Here is a 15,910-nt window from a genome sequence, read left to right as displayed (position 1 = left end):
CGGGTCAGTTCAGGGCGCCCCGCTCCACTCGTGGACCGGGGCACCCTCGCCGGCGCCCGCGATGACGAACAGCGCGCCCGCGCTCTTCTCGACCGCGGAGCCGAGAGCGTATCGGGAGGTGGTCACGACGAGGCTGCCGGCGAGCTCCCCTGCGCCCACGAACGCGACGGCCGTCGGCTGCAGGACGGGGACGGGCACTACGGCATCCTCTTGTCCGTCGGGCCCGTACCTGCGAACGGTTCCGCCGCCGAAGAAGGCAACCCAGACGCCGCCGTCCGCGGCGACGGCGAGCCCGTCCGGGATGCCTGGGGCATCCGAGACGTCGACCCAGGGGCGCCTCCCGGTCAGACCGTGCACCGGATCCCAGTCGAACCGGTCGATCCGGCGCAGCGTGCTGTCGATGTAGAACGCGCTCTCGTCCGGGGCGAACCCGAGGCCGTTGGAGATGGTGGCAGGGCAGACGGTGCGGATGCTGTCGCCCTCGACCGCCGCGAGGAACCCGCGTCCCTGCGCTGCGTCGTTGTCCATCGTGCCGAGCAGCAGGGTGCCGTCGGGTGCGCAGGCCCCCTCGTTGCTGCGGATGCTGGCGACCGCCCACAGTTCCGGGCCGGCCTGCAGAGGAGCCTCGAGGTCATCGGCGGTGGTCGCGCGCAGGCGGGCCCGGTCTGCCACCACCCAGCCGCTGCCACGGCGCGGACGGGTCATTGCGGCCACGTCCCCCGCCCGTCGCCGACGGACCGAACCGTCGGGCTGCAGCTCGAGGAGGTCGCCGGCGAGCATGTCCACCCAGCGGGGTCCCGCCCACCGGTCTGACCAGGCCGGCCCTTCTCCATGTTCGCAGAGGGGTGCGGTGAGCTGCTCCGCTTTCATGGCTGCGGGTGGTTGCGGATCAGGTCCGTCATCGTCCGATGCCAGTCCACGTCCGCCCACAGTGCCGGGAAGTGCGGCTCGGCGAAGTTCGAGGTGCACACGCCTTCCCAGCCGAGCGCGAGTGCCTTCGGCACGGCGTATTCGGCGACGGCCTTTACGTAGTCCCAGGCGTGCCGTCCGGACGGGGAGGTGAAATCGTCGAGCAGGATGTGCGACCAGCCTTCGGTGGTCCACAGCGGTCGCTGCTGCGTGTGCGCGAGCTGTGCCCATCGCGTCAGCTGCTTGCCCAGCAGGCGGTGCCAGCGCTCCGGATCGGGCCAGTAGACCTCGTCGAGGCTGTCGACCTGCTTCTGCCAGGCTCCGGGGAACCCGTGCTCCTCCAGCGAGAAGTTCGTCAGGGCGGCGAACTCGGCGACGTTGCTGGAGAGCCAGATGTGCGTCTCGATCAGGTCCAGGTCGCGATAGTCGAGGTCGTAGACGGAGTCGGAGACCGGTGCGACCGAGACGGTGAAGCGGAGCTGCGGCCACCGTGACCGCAGTCCGTCGACCGCGGTGAAGTACTCGCGGATGCGCTCGCGCTGCTCCGCATTCCAGGTCCAGCCGCCTTCGACCGCCTGGCCGGGGATGCTGGGTTGTGTGTTCTCCGGGCGACCGAAGATTGCTTCGTGCGCTTCGGGGAGCCAGTCGTCCAGCGGGAACTCGTTGCAGAGGTCGACGTATTCGATGGCGTCGAGAAGGCCGCGGTCGTCGAGCACGGCGAGCGTCTCCTGCCACACCCGTGCGAGGTCGGCAGGGGTTCGAATCCCGAGCCGCCGGTGCTCGTCGTCGTCGTTGAACCAGCTGGAGAGGGCGACGGTGATCCCACGCTCTCGGCAGCCGGCGACGAAGACCGCGAGCGCACCGGCCGGATCCTCCACGACCACGTTGCCGCCGTGCGGCCCCCACATGAAGTGATCGGGCTGCGGATGGACGACGAACGTCGTGCTGGTGCGCCCCGTCCGATCGGCGGCTATGAGATGCGGGAATGCGTCGATCCGGACGCAGTCGTACCCGCGCTCCGCCAGTTCGTCGAGCACCCGCTCGGTATCGGCGTACTCGCGCTGCTGCCCTTGCCGGCGCAATAGCCAGGAGAACTCCCACATGGTGACGGCTCGTGCCATCTCGTACCTTCTTTCGTGTTCTGGACGTCCGTGTTCTAAACGTCTCGGACGCTGCCGTCGGCCGCGTACGCTTCGCTGGGGACGGCGATGGGTTGCACCGGCCGGTCGAGGATGGCGTCGACATCGAGGTCGACGCCGAGGCCCGGCCGATCCGGAACGAGCAGGCGGTGTCCGTCGAGCGTCCACGGGTCGTCCACGATCTCCGCGGCGCGCGGGCCGTCGAGGCAGAGCTCGAGGATGTCGAAGTTCGGGATGGCCATGCCGACGTGCGCGGCGGCCGCGGTCGAGACCGGGCCGGCGGGATTATGCGGCGCGACCGTGGCCCGGTACACCTCGGCGAGCGCCGCGATCTTCACCACTTCGGTGATACCGCCGGCATGGCAGAGATCGGGCTGGACGACATCGACGAGCTGGCGTTCGAGCACCGGGCGGAACTCCCAGCGCGAGAACAGCCTCTCCCCGAGTGCGACAGAGATTCCGTGGCGGCGCGCGGCCTCCGCGACGGGTGCGACGAGTTCGGGCGCTTCCGGGGGGATGGGCTCCTCGATCCAGCGCGGACGGGAGGCGGCGGCGGTCTCGATCAGCCGGATCGCCTCGTCGGGGCGGGCCCGGCCGTGGTTGTCGATCAGGATTTCGACGTCGTCGCCGACCGCGTCGCGAAGGGTTCGGAGGCGTCTCTCGGCGCGCCGGAGGCGCTCGCGTTCCGGTGCGACGCTGTCCGCTACCCACGCTCCGGTCTTGAGTGTGCGGGCGCCGGCGGCGACCAGGGCTCTCGCTTCATCTGCGAGTTGCTCGGCGTCGTAGATCCCGACGTGGCGGTAGGTCTCGATCCACGATCGTGCCGGGCCGCCCAGCAGACGGTAGACGGGCACTCCGTGGAAGCGTCCGCGGATGTCCCACAACGCCTGGTCGATGGCGGAGAGCGCGGTTGTGAGCACCACGCCGCCGCGCCAGAAGCCGTGGCGGTTCGCGCGTTGCCACAGCGGCTCGGTGGCGAGGGCGTCGTCCCCGAGCAATCGTCTGCCGAGCTCGTGCACGGCGGACTCGACCGTGGACTCCCACAGTTCGGTGGACGCTTCGCCCCAGCCGTGCAGGCCGTCCGACGTGGAGACGCGGACGAAGAGCCAGTTGCGGACCCCGCCGAACGTCGAGAAGGTGTCGATCGCCGAGATCCGTGTGGTGGATTCAAGCACAGTCGACCAGCACCTTCAGCACTCCGAGATCCGCACTGTCGAGGAGCCGGATCCCTCCGACGACGTCGTCGAGGCGGATGCGGTGGCTGATCAGGTCGGCGACCGGGACGCGGCCGCGCGCGATGAGGTCGAGGGCCACGGCGCTGTCGTCGTCCCAGAGGTGGGCGGCGGAGCCGACGAGGTGCTTCTCCTTCAGGACGAGGTCGATGCGGTCGACCATCACCGGCTCGCGGGCGATCCCGAGGGCGACCGTGGTCCCTCCCCGGCGGGTGAGCCGGACCGCGAGCGGGAGTGCGGTGGGCGAACCGCTCGCCTCCACGGCGACGTCGGCCTCGTCCTGGCTGCTCTCGGCTTCGGCCGGGGTGAGTCCGATGGCACCGTGGCGACGTGCGAGGTCGAGCCTGTCGGCGACCGGGTCGATCACCGTGACGCGGGCGGCCCCGAGGGCGGTCGCCACGCGCGCGACGAGCTGGCCGATCGTCCCGCCGCCGACGACTGCGACCGAGGCACCCGCGACCGATCCGGCCTTGGCGAGCGCTCGCACCGCCACCGAGGCCGGCTCGACCAGCGCGGCCTCCTCGGCGCTGACGCCGTCGGGAACGACCAGGCAGGTACGCGCACGCGCGGCCATGAACGTGGCGAGGCCGCCGTCCTCCGTCTGCCCGCGCACGGCGAGCTCGGGGCACAGCCCCTCCTGATGGCGCAAGCACCACCGGCATTCGCCGCAGCCGATCACCACATCCGGAACGACCCGGGTGCCGACCGGCGGCCCACTGCCGTCTTCGGCCGCGACAGCCACACGGCCGACGACCTCGTGACCGAGCGCGATCGGCGCCAGGGTGTTACGTCGCGGATGGGGCCGGGCCACCGGGATGGTGATCGGTCCCTCCCGGTACTCCTCGAGATCTGTGCCGCAGATGCCGCACCATTCGACGCGGACGATCAGTTCGTCCGGAGCGCGCGTCGGTTCGGGCACCTCCTCCACGCGCACATCTCCGCGGGCGTGCCAGCGCGCGGCCTTCACGCGACGCGTCCGGCGACAGCGCTCAGCGCGGGCATCGTCAACACGCCATCGACGCGACGCGGGATGTCCGCATCGCCGTCCCGCAGCTCGACGGGGAGCACGGACTGCGGCGCGTCCTGCCACGCGAACGGCCGCAGGAATCGGCGCACCGCCGTCACGCCCACGGAGGTGTGCTGCGTGTTCGTCGCCGGCCACGGACCACCGTGGTTCTGCGCCCACGACACGCGCACTCCGGTGGGGTAGCCATCGAAGACGAGGCGCCCCGAACTCGCCTGCACCCGGGCGATCAGCGTCCCGAGGGCGTCGCCGGGTTCGCTGTGGATGGTCGCCGTCAGCGAGGCGGGGATGCGTTCGAACGCGGCAATGAGGTCCGTCTCATCCCGGTAGCGGACGACGACGACCAAGGGGCCGAAGCACTCCTCCGCGTGTGCCTCCCGGAAGTCCGCCGCGTCGAGCTCGAGCAGAGCAGGGGCGACGCGATACCCCGGGTCGGAGGCCTCGGCTCCCGTGGCGATGACCGGTGCGCCCTCGGACAGGCGGGCGCGGATCTCGCCGTACGAGGCGGCGATGCGGGCATTCAGGAGCACGGCGGCCGGGCTCTGGCGGACGGAGTCGGCCAGCTCGCTGACCAGGGCATCCCCCGCAGTGTCGGCGGGGATGAAGGCGATCCCCGGCTTCGTGCAGAGCTGGCCACCGGACCCCGTGACGGAGCCGTGCAGGCCGCGCGCGATCTCGGCGCCGCGACGTCGGGCGGCGGCGGGCGTGACGATCAGCGGATTGATGCTGCTGAGCTCGCCGTAGAACGGGATCGGCTTGGGCCGCTCCGCGATGGCCGACTGCAGGGCCTCCGCGGCCCCCAGGGATCCGGTGAAGCCGACGGCTGCGATGTCGGGCGCCTGCACCAGGGCGCGGCCGGCCTCCTGACCGAACACGATGCCGACGGTTCCCTCGGGTAAGCCCGCGATCAGCACTGCTGCGCGCAGCACGCTGTGCGACAGCGCCGACGTCTGCGGGTGCGAGCTGTGCGCCTTCAGGACCACGGGGCCGCCGGCCGCGAGTGCGGACGCCGTGTCCCCGCCGAGCACCGAGAACGCGAACGGGAAGTTGCTCGACCCGAACACCGCGACCGGGCCGATCGGGATGAGCATCCGCCGGACATCCGGAGCAGGCCCGAGGGGTGTGGGCCCGGCATGGTCGATGGCGGCCTCGAGGAAGCCGCCCTCCCGGACGGCTTCTGCGAAGAGCCGGAATTGGAAGACGCTGCGACGCACCTCCCCCTCCAGCCGCTCGACGCCGAGCCCCGTCTCGCGCGCGGCGACGGCGACGAGATCGGCGGCGGACGCTTCGGCGGACTCTGCGATCGTCTCCAGCAGGTCCGCTCGGCGATGGCGATCCAACGCGGCCAGCTCACGGGCGGCTTGTGCCGCACGTGCGACCGTGCGCTCGACATCCTCTGCCGAGGACGGCGCGATGCCGGTGTCCTCCGCTTCGCCTGTTCTCGGATCGTGGCTGAGGATCATGACCGTCCTTCCGTTGCAGGGATCGGTGCGGCCGGCGCGGTGAGCTCGCGCGCGGCCAGGTTCTGGAACAGCGCCGCCAGGCCGAACGTCCACGGCGGACAGTCTTCGCTGTGCTGTACGCGGTTCGTGAGCGTGCCGAGCGCGGGCGACGAGATGCGCACGATGTCGCCCGGTTCGTGCGAGAACCCGAGCCCGGGCCCCTTTCGGTCGGCGGTCGGGGCGAACAGGGTGCCGAGCATCAACACGGCGCCATCGGGGTACTGGTGATGAGCTCCCATGAGCTGACCGACCAGGTCGAGCGGGTCCCGGCTGATGAGGCTCATGTCGGACCAGCCCTCGAGTTCGAACCCGTCCTCACCGGTCACGTCGAGCCGGACCCGGGCCCGGCGCACGTCGTCGATGGCGAACTCGTCGTCGAACAGCCGCACGAACGGGCCGAGGGCGCAGGACGCGTTGTTGTCCTTCGCTCGCGGCAGCAGGAGCGCCGACCGCCCTTCCACGTCCCGGAGGTTCACGTCGTTGGCCAGCGTCGCCCCGGCGGCGTGACCGCGGGAGTCGACGATGAGCGCCACCTCCGGTTCGGGGTTGTTCCACTCCGACGATCTCAGCACGCCGATGTCGGAGCCGAATCCGACGGCGGACAGCGTGGCGGCCTTCGTGAAGATCTCCGCGTCGGGGCCGATCCCGACCTCGAGGTATTGGCTCCACCAGCCCTGTTCGATCAAGTACTCCTTCAGAACACCGGCGGCCTCCGAGCCGGGCGTGAGGCCGGCCAGGTCTTCGCCGATACGGCTGGTGAGCTCGCGTCGGATCGCGGCGGCCTCGGCGACATCGCCTCGGGCGCGTTCCTCGATGACCCGCTCGATCATCGACACGGCGAACGTCACGCCCGCGGCCTTGAGGACCTGGAGGTCGACGGGCGCGAGCAGCGAGGGCTGCGAAGGGTGTGCGGGCTCCGGACCGGTGTTGGCCGCGATGTCCTCGACGGTTCCGATGACCGTACCTCGTGCGCTTTCCAGCGCCTCTGCGGCACAGCCGGTCTCGATGAGACTGCTGACCGTGGGGAAGTCGGCGGTCACATCCCGCAGCTCGCCCTCGCGGACGGCGACGACCGAGGGTCCGACGTCCGGTATCCACGCGCGTCCGACCAGGGTCGAGCGTTCCTGGTCCACCGGAAGGATGTCCACGCTCATCGGACCGGCTCCTTCGCTGCATCGAAGTCGACGCTCGCCTCGGCCCGGATCGCATCCATCAGTTCGAGGAACGTGATCGTGTCGTCGAGGGGCCGAACGGCCGACTCGGTGCGCCCGGACGCGATGTCGCGAGCGACGGCCGCCGCCTCGAAGTGCAGTCCGGCGTGCCCGATGCGCGCCTCATCGAAGGCGGCGCGCACCCGTCCCTCCCGCGTGCGGAGGAGCACGCTGCCCGGCTGATAGAACGGGCCGGGAAGCTCAATGGAGCCCTGCGTGCCGAGGATTGTCGCGGTGGTCCCGCTGCCGGCGACGAGGGAGGTGTGCACGACCGCCATGCGTCCGCCCTCGTCCTGCACCAGTGCGCCGGTCTGGGCGTTGACTCCGAACCGGTTGCTCTCTCCCACCGCGTGGACGGCCACCGGACGGCCGGTCCAGCGGGCGGCCAGAGCGATCGGGTAGGTCCCCAGGTCGAGGAGGCTGCCGCCGGCCAGCGCCGGATCCATCGCCCTATGGTCGTCCGGGAGGTACTCGCCGTACTCGGCCAGCACCGTGCGCACGTCGCCGATCTCGCCGCCCTCGATGAGGCGGCGGACGACGTCGAAGCGCGGCAGGAAGAATGTCCAGAGCGCCTCCGCGCAGTACACCCCCGCCTCGCGGGCTCGTGCGGCGACCTCGCGCGCCTCCGCCGCGTCGAGGGCGAGCGGCTTCTCGATGAGGACGTGCATGCCCGCTTCGATGGCGGCGATCGCCAGCTCTGCGTGCGACGGGTGCGGGGTGGCGATGTACACCACGTCGACGGACGGGTCGGCGAGGAGCGCGCTGACGTCCGGGTGCGCGGTGTGGACGCCGCGCTCGGCGGCGAACGCCCGTGCGCGTTCGTGACGCCTGGCCGCGACCGCGACGACGCGCTGACCCGTGTACGCGAGGAGCGCGTCGACGAAGCGCTCGGCGATCCACCCGGTCCCGATCACGCCCCAGCCGAGTGACGGGGCGTCGCGCGAATCCGGCACGGTGGAGGTCAGCGTCGGCACGCCGCTCATCGCGGCACGTCGACGGATCGGCGCTCGTGCATCGAGTCGATGACCGCCTGGGCGAGGACCGTCGCCGCACGGCCCGCGCGGGCGTCCGCGAGCGGGCTCGGCCGTTCGTCGCGGAGCGAGTCGACCCACGCCTGCACCTCGATGCGGTACGCCTCAGCGAAGCGGCGGCGCCAATCGGCACCATAGCTCTCGGCGCGGTGCAGCTCGCCGGTGGTCGTCAGCCGGGCATCGTCGGTAGTGTGGATGGCCGCCGTTCCCGTGGTGCCGACGGCCTCGCAGCGGATGTCGTAGCCGTAGCGGGCGTTGAGGAACGTCTCGACGACAGCGAGGACCCCGCTCGCCGTGCGCAGAGTCACGACCTGCGGGTCGAGCAGCCCCTCCACGGCCGAGTCGGGCGCATCCCATCGCACCTCGACGACGGGCGAGTCCAGGAGCCACGGAACGATGTCCAGCTCGTGGATGGTCGAACCGGTGACGGCGCGTTCGCTCGTCGTTCCCGGAGCGCTCGTCACTCCGCGGCTCTCGCAGTTGAGCAGGACCGTTCGCCCGATCGACTGCTCGGCGATCGCGCGCTTGAGGGACACGTATGCGGGGTCGAACCGCCGCATGAAGCCGACGGACACCAACCCGCGGCCAAAGCGCTCCCTCGTACGATCGTCGGCTGCGACGATGGCGTCGCAGGATGCGACATCGGGCGCGAGCGGCTTCTCGCAGAGCACCGGCTTGCCGGCGGCGATCGCGGCGAGGGTGAACTCGGCATGGCTTGCATCGGCGGATGCGACGACGACCGCATCCACGTCCTCCGCGGCGATCAGCTCGAACGGCGACTCCGCCACGCGTGCGTTCCGCAAGCCGCCGGCGACGGATGCCGCGCGTACGGCGTCGAGATCGGCCACGGCTGTCACCGTCGCGCCGGAGATGCGTCCATCGGCGATCGCGGCGTGGTCCGAGCCCATGATCCCGGCTCCGATGACGCCGACCCGGACCGTCATCGTGCCGCCTCCGCAATGGCGATGCGCTGCGCAACCGTGACGCGGGTACCGCTCTCGGAGCTCGCGGCGATCGCGTCCAGGACCTCCGCCGCCGCGACCGCGTCGGCGAGGCCCGCGCCATCGGCGTCGGGAACACCGGCGACCGCCTGGAGGAAGCCCTCGGCCTCGATCACCTTGAGGTCGTCGTAGCTGAGGCTGAGCGCCGAGCCCGGCTGGAACGCTGCGGACGCGCCGTCACCCGGCCCCGTGAAGACGGTGGCCATCGGCAGGTCCTGCGCGTGCTCGCCTCCCGCCTGCAGGAGCTCGCCCATCCGGCGGAAGTCCCACTCGAGGGCGCCGTGGGTCCCGTGGATGCGGAAGCCGTAGTCGTTCTGGTGCCCGACCGCGACGCGGCTGGCCTCGAGGGTGACCTTGGCGCCCGAGTCCAGAGTCAGCAGCGACGCCGACCAGTCCTCGTTCTCAACAGTGACGAGGTCGCCCTCCTCGGCGCGGACGTGGCCGGTCGTCGCGCCCGTCGGCCGACGCCGCTCGCCGATGAAGATCGCGCCTGCCGAGGTCACGTCGACGACCTCTCCGAGGAGGTAGCGGATGAGGTCCACGCCGTGAGCCGCCAGGTCCCCGACGACACCGTGGCCGGCCCGCTCGAGTTCGTAACGCCAGGTGAACGCGCCAGCAGGGTCGGCGGCGTAGTCCCCGAGCAGCCGGAAGGACGCATGCGTCGGAGTGCCGATCGCCCCCTCGGCGATGAGCCGCTTCGCGCGGCGGACCGCTGGAGCGTTGCGGTAGTTGAAGCCGACCCTGGCGGTGACGCCCGACTCCGACGCCGCGGCCTCGACCGCTCGCGCATCGGCAGCGTCCACGCCGACCGGCTTCTCAATCCAGATGTGCTTGCCCGCCCGCGCGAAGGCCTCGCCGATCTCGCGGTGCATGAAGTTCGGGGCCGTGATGCTGACCGCGTCGATGTCCGGTGCGTCGACGAGCGCGCGCCAGTCGGTGGCGGCGCGCTCGAATCCGAAGAGCGCTGCCGCTTCCTCGGCGCGACCGGGGACCTCGTCGGCCACGGCGACGAGTCTCGGCCGGAGCGGAAGACCGGGGAAATGCTCCGAGACCCGGCGGTAGGCGAGCGTGTGCACCCGGCCCATCCATCCGAATCCGACGACGGCGACCCGTAGTTCGCCCGGGTTCGTGCGTTTGCTCTGCACTCGTTCTCCACTCCATCGTGCGTCCGGTTCTGCGACCATTGGACCGGTCCAACGCTGCCAGCATGCCGCACCCGCGGCCGTCTGTCAACGCCGCATACGCGGCTAGAGTTGCAGCATGGAGTCCCCCAACGCTCAGCCGACCATCCGCACGGTGGCCGCCCGCGCGGGGGTGTCGAAGTCGCTGGTCTCCCTGGTGCTGCAGGGGTCGCCGAAGGTCAGCCCGGAGCGTCGCGCAGCCGTGGAGGCCGCGATGGCGGACCTCGGCTACCAGCCGAGCCTGGTCGCCCAGAGCCTCAGCGCCCGCCGCACCGGGGTCTTCGGCGTAGTGATGAACGATCTGCGCAATCCGTGGTTCGTGAACTGCCTGGAGGGATTCGCCGGTGCCGCCGGCAAAGCCGGTTACCGGACGGTGCTCGCCGACGAACGGCTGGATGACGCCGGCGGGGGCCTCGTGGAGAGCGTCCTCCGGCTCCACGTCGACGGACTGGTGCTGATGGGCACGATGGATCCGTCCGCGGTCCTGCGAGACGCGGCGCGTCGGCGGCCGACAGTCGTCGCCGCCAGCCGGGACTTCGCCGGTGCCGGACTGGACGTGGTGGCGAACGACGACGTCGTGGGCACCAGGCTCGCCCTCACACATCTCTGGGAGCTCGGTCATCGGCGGATCGCCCACATCGGCGGGGGTCGCGGGGCGATCCCCGCCATCCGCCGCGACACCTTTCGCGGCTTCCTCGCCGAGCGCGGGGTGCACGATCCCGCTGTGGAGGCCGGTGGCACGACAGAGGGCGACGGCTACGCGGCTGCGCTGCGCCTACTCGCCATGGAGCAGCGGCCGACGGCGATCTTCGCGTTCAACGACGTGGTGGCGACGGGTGTGCTCGCCGCTGCGGGCGAGAGCGGGTTCACCGTCCCGCGGGACCTCTCCGTCGTCGGATACGACAACACGTCCCTCGCCGCGATGCGGCTGGTGAACCTCACGTCTGTCGACAACGCCAGCACCGCCGTCGGCGCCACCGCCGCCGAAGCGCTCGTCAGGCGGCTCGAGGAGCCCGATGCCGACGGTCGGCTGACGCTGGTCGAGCCGACCCTCGTGGTGCGAGCGACCACCGCTCCTCTGCCGTGAGCGCGGCGCGGTCCGCCGACGAGGCGACCGCGCACCCGCTCAGAACCACGGACGCAGGACGTCTCGATTGCGCCGGTGCTCCTGCAGGATCGCATTTAAGTCGTAGTGGTCGACCGCGATCACATCCTGCTCGATTACGACCCATCCGGCATAGCCCGCGGCCACCAGACCGTCGAGGAAGCCGGCCACATCGAGGTCACCGTCGCCAAGCGGCACGAAGGTGCCGCCGGACCAGACCTCCACCATCCCACCTCCTGCCCCGACGATCGAGCGGAGGCGATCGCGGTCGACGTCCTTGAGGTGCACGTGGTTGATGCGCGAGCCCCAGCGGGCCCACGCCTCGGCCGGGTCTCCCCCGCCGATCAGCAGGTGCCCCGTGTCGAGAGTGAGGCCGATATCGATGCGGTCGAGCAGCTCGTCTATCTCGTCGGGGGTCTCGACGAACGTGCCCGCGTGGTGGTGGAACGTGGGCTCCAGGCCCCTGTCACTCACCCGACGGGCCGCGTCCGCGAGATTGCGGCCGACCCGCTCCCAGCCGTGTGCATCCAAACCGTGGCCCTCACCGGCGCCCGGATGCGCGCGACGGTAGTCGTCGCCGGAGTCCGCGAGCGTCGGACGGGGCGCGATCGGCCCTGAGCCGGCCGCGGCGAAGACGTCGAGCGCCGCCTCGAGTTCGGGGACTGCAGCGGCGTATCGCGCGTCATCGCTTAAGGGCAGCTCGATCCAGCCACCCGCGAGGTGCAGGCCCGCCGCCCGGAGACGTGTGCCCAGGTCGCCGTCCTCGCCGACGCCGTCGAGGAACCCCCGCGGCCCGAGGTCGACACCGTCATATCCGGTCTCAGCGAGGGCGGCCAGCACGGCGGCGCCGTTCGGGAGGGCGGCGGGACTGTCCTCCGGCGTCAACTCGAAGACGCCGAAGCTGACCGGGGCACCGGCGACGGAGATGTCGGGGGTACGTCTATCCATCGTTGACCTCCTATGGTTTATGTGCTTACGTCTTTACATACTTGTGCAGTGACTCCGCCCCGGCGGGTCACACCCCGTCATGGCGGATCGCGGCGCTCATGACCCAGCCGAAGGGCTGGTCGCCCGCGGACGGAGACGCCATGCGACGCGACGAGCTCACAATGCTGACCACCCTTACCTGCGCGGTCTTCGTCATCCTGCTCAACGAGACGCTCACCGGCGTCTCACTGACCGTTATCGCCCACGAACTCGGCACCCACGTCGGCGACAGCCAGTGGGCGACCTCCGCGTACATGCTCACCCTCGCCGTCCTCCTTCCACTCACGGGCTACCTCCTGAACAGGCACAGGACCCGCACCATCTTCCGCTGGTCGTGCGGACTCCTGGCCGTCGGAGTCGTCATCAGCGCGACGGCGCCGACGATCGCCTGGCTGGTCGCCGGCAGGGTCATCCAAGCGGCCGGAAGCGTGGCGGTCATCCCGATGCTCCTGACGACCATCTTGAGGACCTCGACCCCGGGCGGTCGCGGCCGCGCTCTGAGCATCGCCGGGCTGACCACCGCCGTCGCGCCGGCGCTCGGGCCGGCGGCCGCCGGCATGGTCCTGGCTCTCACCGGATGGCGGGGTCTCTTCCTCCTGCAGCTGCCGCTCTATCTCGGCCTGTTCATCGCGGCCCCTCTGCTCCGCCGCGACCTCCGCACGGGCCAGCCCGACGGCGGCTTCGATCTGCCGTCGATCGCTTTATCCGTTCCCGGATTCGGCGGAGTCGTCGTCGCCGCGGCCTCCGTCGGCGCTCCGGTTGGACTCCCCGCGCTCGCCTGCGGCCTGCTCGGGATCTCCGCCTTCGCGTGGCGTCAGCGGGCGCTCGGCCCCTCACGGGCGACGCTCGACCTCGGCACATTCCGACGCCGCGGGTTCGCGCCCTCAGCGCTCACCCTCGCCCTCGTCCTCGTCGCACTGTTCGGTGCGTTCGCGCTCTTCCCGTTGCTTCTCCTGGGCACTGCGCATCTCACGCCGCTGCAAGCCGGTCTCCTGATGCTGCCCGGCGGCCTGCTGATGGGAGCGGTCGCACCATCGGCCGGTCGCGCGGCCGATCGCGGCCTGGGGCGGGTGGTCATCGTGTCGGCCCTCATACTGCTGGCGTGCGGGCTGACCGGGTGCGCGGTCGCCGCGAACGAGAGCGCAGAATGGCCGGTCTGGTTCGGCGTCCATCTTCTGATCGGATTCGCATTCGGACTGCTGATGACGCCGCTCTACTCCCGGGCGCTCGCCCACGTTCCCGAGCCGCAGCACGCACACGCCAGCGCTCTCCTCGGGATCACGCAGCAGCTCGCCGCCGCCACCGGAACCGCCAGCGCGATCGCCCTTGCCGGCCTGGGAGGCCGAGTGCCAGGTACCCCGGGAGCGGACGGCAGCGTGATCAGCCTCGCGGCAGGAGCGGCCATCGTCTTGGTGGCGACGGCTCTGGCGTACGTCGGCGGCGTGGGGCGGCGGATGCCGCCGTCTGCCTGACTAGCCGAACACTTTGCCTTCGAACTAGCTCAACCCATTGTCCACAACAATGCGTCCGCAACCCCAGCGTTGCAAAAGACTCCGAGGTCGTGCCCTCGCACTCTAGGCGCGCAGACAACACCTCAGACTTCCAATTGCTGAGAAGCCACTCCACATCGGCTGAGGTGCCCGAGAGACGCTGTGAACTTTGATCCGTTGCGAAAACAGGCGAAGCTCGTAGCGTTCCCTTTCCGCCGTTCCTCGCACCGCTCCTGGCGAGCATGAGCGCGAACAAGGTCTCGTCACAGTTGCTCTTTGGCGATGGTGACAGCTACCTGCACCAACCAGATCGACGCCGGGGCTGGTACGTCTCGGCGATTGCGCGATCTCAGGCCGCTGACGGCACCTTTCCCCGTGTCACTATCCATGACCTTCGACACACTGCAGCGAGCCTCGCGATCAGCGCTGGCGCGAACGTGAAAGCTGTGCAGCGCATGCTTGGCCACTCGTCTGCCGCTATGACTCTTGACACGTACGCCGACCTTTTCGATGACGACCTGGATGCCGTTGCTGTTGCTCTTGACGCGGCTCGTACGAGGGCGCACGGCGGGATCGCAGGCTCGCGCTCCGCGCCACCCGATTGAGGGCTACAAGCCGAAGCAATACTCCCGCCAGAGTGGAACTGGGAGCAGCCTTGGCCCGATGGACAGCCACTGGGCGAGGTCTAACCGGTTGCGATAGTGAGACAGGCCCCGGTAGGCGGACACGTCAGCCGCAGTCGGTGAGATGAAACAGACAATCGCTGCTCCCCATTTGAAGATTCTTGAAATGGGGAAACACTGTGCCATACCTCTTGGCAATCGGGGCCGTGATCGTCGTAGTCGCTCTCCTGATTACGTTCTGGTACATAGCGGTGCCAGTTGCGTTGATTGTCGTCTTGGTGTTCGTGTTGCCTCGGATAATCCGAACCATCCGAAAGAACCGATACTTCGCAAGCGAAGAGTTTCTAGCGAAGAAGGCCGAGATTGCCTCAGTCGTCGCCGAACACAATGAGGTTGCCGCGTACACTTCCGAGATCCGCGAAGGAGCGAAGTTTCAGCTCGGAACCTCTTCGACCGGAACGAATTCGCACCTCGCTTCATTCGAGAACACGAGCGCGCACAAGTACCGCCGCGACCGCAACGTGGCGAGCTACCAAGCTCCGAACGTCCACAACTGTTCACTGCAAGTAGTCCGGAACGCCAGCGCCGACCCCATCAAGTACCTGATGAAGTACTTCGACATCAAGGCCGACGAGACCAACCTCACGGAAGTCGAGAACCTCGGCGACGCTATTGCACGACTCGAAGACGCCGTTGCCAACCTTCATCAGCGTGAGGCTGGCATCACCGCATCAATCGAGCCACCCGCGTTCATTCTCAAGCACTACTCCGACGAGTTCATGGGACACGTTGGAGTGGAACTTTCTCCAATCACCGTTCCGTACACGGTCTACGCCTTCGAGTACGTCAGCGCCGGCGGCAACAGCTCCCAGCGAAGCACGGTCACGCTGAATACCCAGACCATCGACGCCTCGTTGAGACGATGTCGCAGAAGATAAAGTTCAACAAGTCCGCGGCCGGCCAGCGAGCGTTGATGACGGCGCGGCTCCGAACCTTCATAAAGACGAGGGATCAGCACACTTGTCGAAACTGTTCGGTCTCGCTCGCGACTGAACCTCACCTATTGCTCGAAGTCGACCATGTCATTCCCGTGTCGAAGGGCGGAATGACGACCGAGGACAATCTGCAGACACTGTGCTGGCGATGCAACCGGACCAAGTCGAACAAGATCCTGCCCGTCTGAACCGGCACGAGCGGGGCTGCTGATATGTCATTCCCGAACCGAGATTGAAGTGAATCGGCTGTTCGGGGGTCCGCCGTCCGGCCGGCCCCGAACGAGATGTAGTCAAAATGTAGTCAACCGGCTCTTGGCCTACATGCAAAACGCCCCGGATCCCTGTATTTTCAAGGAATTCCGGGGCATTTTCATGGCGGTACCGGTGGGATTTGAACCCACGGTGGGCTTTCACCCACACAACTTTTCGAGAGTTGCACCTTCGGCCGCTCGGACACGGTACCGCGGACCATCGTACGCG

14 protein-coding genes, 1 tRNA gene and 1 pseudogene are annotated in these 15,910 nt (G+C 69.4%); 5 read left to right on the top strand and 11 right to left on the bottom strand.

The window, feature by feature from the left end; genetic code table 11:
• Positions 1 to 9 precede the first annotated feature (9 nt).
• From ACR9Y5_RS04015 to ACR9Y5_RS03975, 9 genes are read right to left on the bottom strand one after another with little or no spacing between them, the layout of a single operon-like run.
• Positions 10 to 870 (bottom strand): SMP-30/gluconolactonase/LRE family protein, encoded by an 861-nt coding sequence (locus ACR9Y5_RS04015; RefSeq protein WP_481296763.1) that lies wholly within the window; start codon positions 868 to 870, stop codon positions 10 to 12.
• Positions 867 to 2,030: a cellulase-like family protein gene (locus tag ACR9Y5_RS04010; protein ID WP_481296762.1), complete on the bottom strand. Its 1,164-nt coding sequence runs from the start codon at positions 2,028 to 2,030 to the stop codon at positions 867 to 869. The genes ACR9Y5_RS04015 and ACR9Y5_RS04010 overlap by 4 nt, the downstream gene beginning before the upstream one ends.
• A 35-nt stretch (positions 2,031 to 2,065) precedes the next feature.
• Entirely contained in the window at positions 2,066 to 3,223 is a 1,158-nt protein-coding gene (gene dgoD / locus ACR9Y5_RS04005; protein ID WP_481296761.1) for a galactonate dehydratase, read from the bottom strand.
• Positions 3,216 to 4,247, bottom strand: coding sequence for a zinc-dependent alcohol dehydrogenase (locus ACR9Y5_RS04000; RefSeq protein ID WP_481296760.1), 1,032 nt, complete (start codon positions 4,245 to 4,247; stop codon positions 3,216 to 3,218). Before ACR9Y5_RS04000 ends, dgoD begins: the two co-directional genes overlap by 8 nt.
• Positions 4,244 to 5,767: an aldehyde dehydrogenase family protein gene (locus ACR9Y5_RS03995; RefSeq protein ID WP_481296759.1), complete on the bottom strand. Its 1,524-nt coding sequence runs from the start codon at positions 5,765 to 5,767 to the stop codon at positions 4,244 to 4,246. The genes ACR9Y5_RS04000 and ACR9Y5_RS03995 overlap by 4 nt, the downstream gene beginning before the upstream one ends.
• The gene (locus tag ACR9Y5_RS03990; RefSeq protein WP_481296758.1) at positions 5,764 to 6,960 is read right to left on the bottom strand and encodes a fumarylacetoacetate hydrolase family protein; all 1,197 of its coding nucleotides are present in this window, start codon (positions 6,958 to 6,960) and stop codon (positions 5,764 to 5,766) included. The genes ACR9Y5_RS03995 and ACR9Y5_RS03990 overlap by 4 nt, the downstream gene beginning before the upstream one ends.
• Positions 6,957 to 8,000, bottom strand: a complete 1,044-nt coding sequence (locus ACR9Y5_RS03985) for a Gfo/Idh/MocA family protein (RefSeq protein WP_481296757.1) — start codon at positions 7,998 to 8,000, stop codon at positions 6,957 to 6,959. Before ACR9Y5_RS03985 ends, ACR9Y5_RS03990 begins: the two co-directional genes overlap by 4 nt.
• Positions 7,997 to 8,992, bottom strand: a complete 996-nt coding sequence (locus tag ACR9Y5_RS03980; RefSeq protein ID WP_481296756.1) for a Gfo/Idh/MocA family protein — start codon at positions 8,990 to 8,992, stop codon at positions 7,997 to 7,999. Before ACR9Y5_RS03980 ends, ACR9Y5_RS03985 begins: the two co-directional genes overlap by 4 nt.
• Positions 8,989 to 10,194 (bottom strand): Gfo/Idh/MocA family protein, encoded by a 1,206-nt coding sequence (locus ACR9Y5_RS03975; RefSeq protein WP_481296755.1) that lies wholly within the window; start codon positions 10,192 to 10,194, stop codon positions 8,989 to 8,991. Before ACR9Y5_RS03975 ends, ACR9Y5_RS03980 begins: the two co-directional genes overlap by 4 nt.
• A gap of 115 nt (positions 10,195 to 10,309) precedes the next feature.
• On the opposite strand from ACR9Y5_RS03975, the gene ACR9Y5_RS03970 reads away from it, so the two are divergent.
• Positions 10,310 to 11,317, top strand: coding sequence for a LacI family DNA-binding transcriptional regulator (locus ACR9Y5_RS03970; protein WP_481296754.1), 1,008 nt, complete (start codon positions 10,310 to 10,312; stop codon positions 11,315 to 11,317).
• Positions 11,318 to 11,356: 39 nt separating this feature from the next.
• Here the strand turns inward: ACR9Y5_RS03970 and ACR9Y5_RS03965 are convergent, their stop codons facing one another.
• Complete coding sequence (locus ACR9Y5_RS03965; RefSeq protein WP_481296753.1) at positions 11,357 to 12,283, bottom strand: sugar phosphate isomerase/epimerase family protein; 927 nt, start codon at positions 12,281 to 12,283, stop codon at positions 11,357 to 11,359.
• 161 nt (positions 12,284 to 12,444) lie between these two features.
• Between ACR9Y5_RS03965 and ACR9Y5_RS03960 the strand changes: the two genes are divergently transcribed.
• The 4 genes and pseudogenes from ACR9Y5_RS03960 to ACR9Y5_RS03945 all read left to right on the top strand — a co-directional run bounded on the left by ACR9Y5_RS03960 (position 12,445) and on the right by ACR9Y5_RS03945 (position 15,618).
• A complete protein-coding gene (locus tag ACR9Y5_RS03960; RefSeq protein ID WP_481296752.1) occupies positions 12,445 to 13,794 on the top strand; it encodes an MFS transporter in 1,350 nt (449 codons plus the stop codon).
• A 200-nt stretch (positions 13,795 to 13,994) separates the two neighbouring features.
• Positions 13,995 to 14,417: pseudogene (locus ACR9Y5_RS03955) on the top strand (tyrosine-type recombinase/integrase); the annotation flags it as partial.
• 224 nt (positions 14,418 to 14,641) lie between these two features.
• Entirely contained in the window at positions 14,642 to 15,373 is a 732-nt protein-coding gene (locus tag ACR9Y5_RS03950) for an HNH endonuclease (RefSeq protein WP_481296751.1), read from the top strand.
• Positions 15,358 to 15,618, top strand: a complete 261-nt coding sequence (locus ACR9Y5_RS03945; protein ID WP_481296750.1) for an HNH endonuclease — start codon at positions 15,358 to 15,360, stop codon at positions 15,616 to 15,618. The genes ACR9Y5_RS03950 and ACR9Y5_RS03945 overlap by 16 nt, the downstream gene beginning before the upstream one ends.
• A 185-nt stretch (positions 15,619 to 15,803) precedes the next feature.
• On the opposite strand, the gene ACR9Y5_RS03940 is transcribed toward ACR9Y5_RS03945, so the two are convergent.
• Positions 15,804 to 15,893 (bottom strand) — tRNA-Ser (locus tag ACR9Y5_RS03940).
• Positions 15,894 to 15,910: the final 17 nt, after the last annotated feature.

Source organism: Leifsonia sp. KNZ13-11D, from assembly GCF_056754895.1.
The sequence above is the reverse complement of the archived record's forward strand: the minus strand, read 5'-3'. Positions and strand labels throughout refer to the sequence as shown.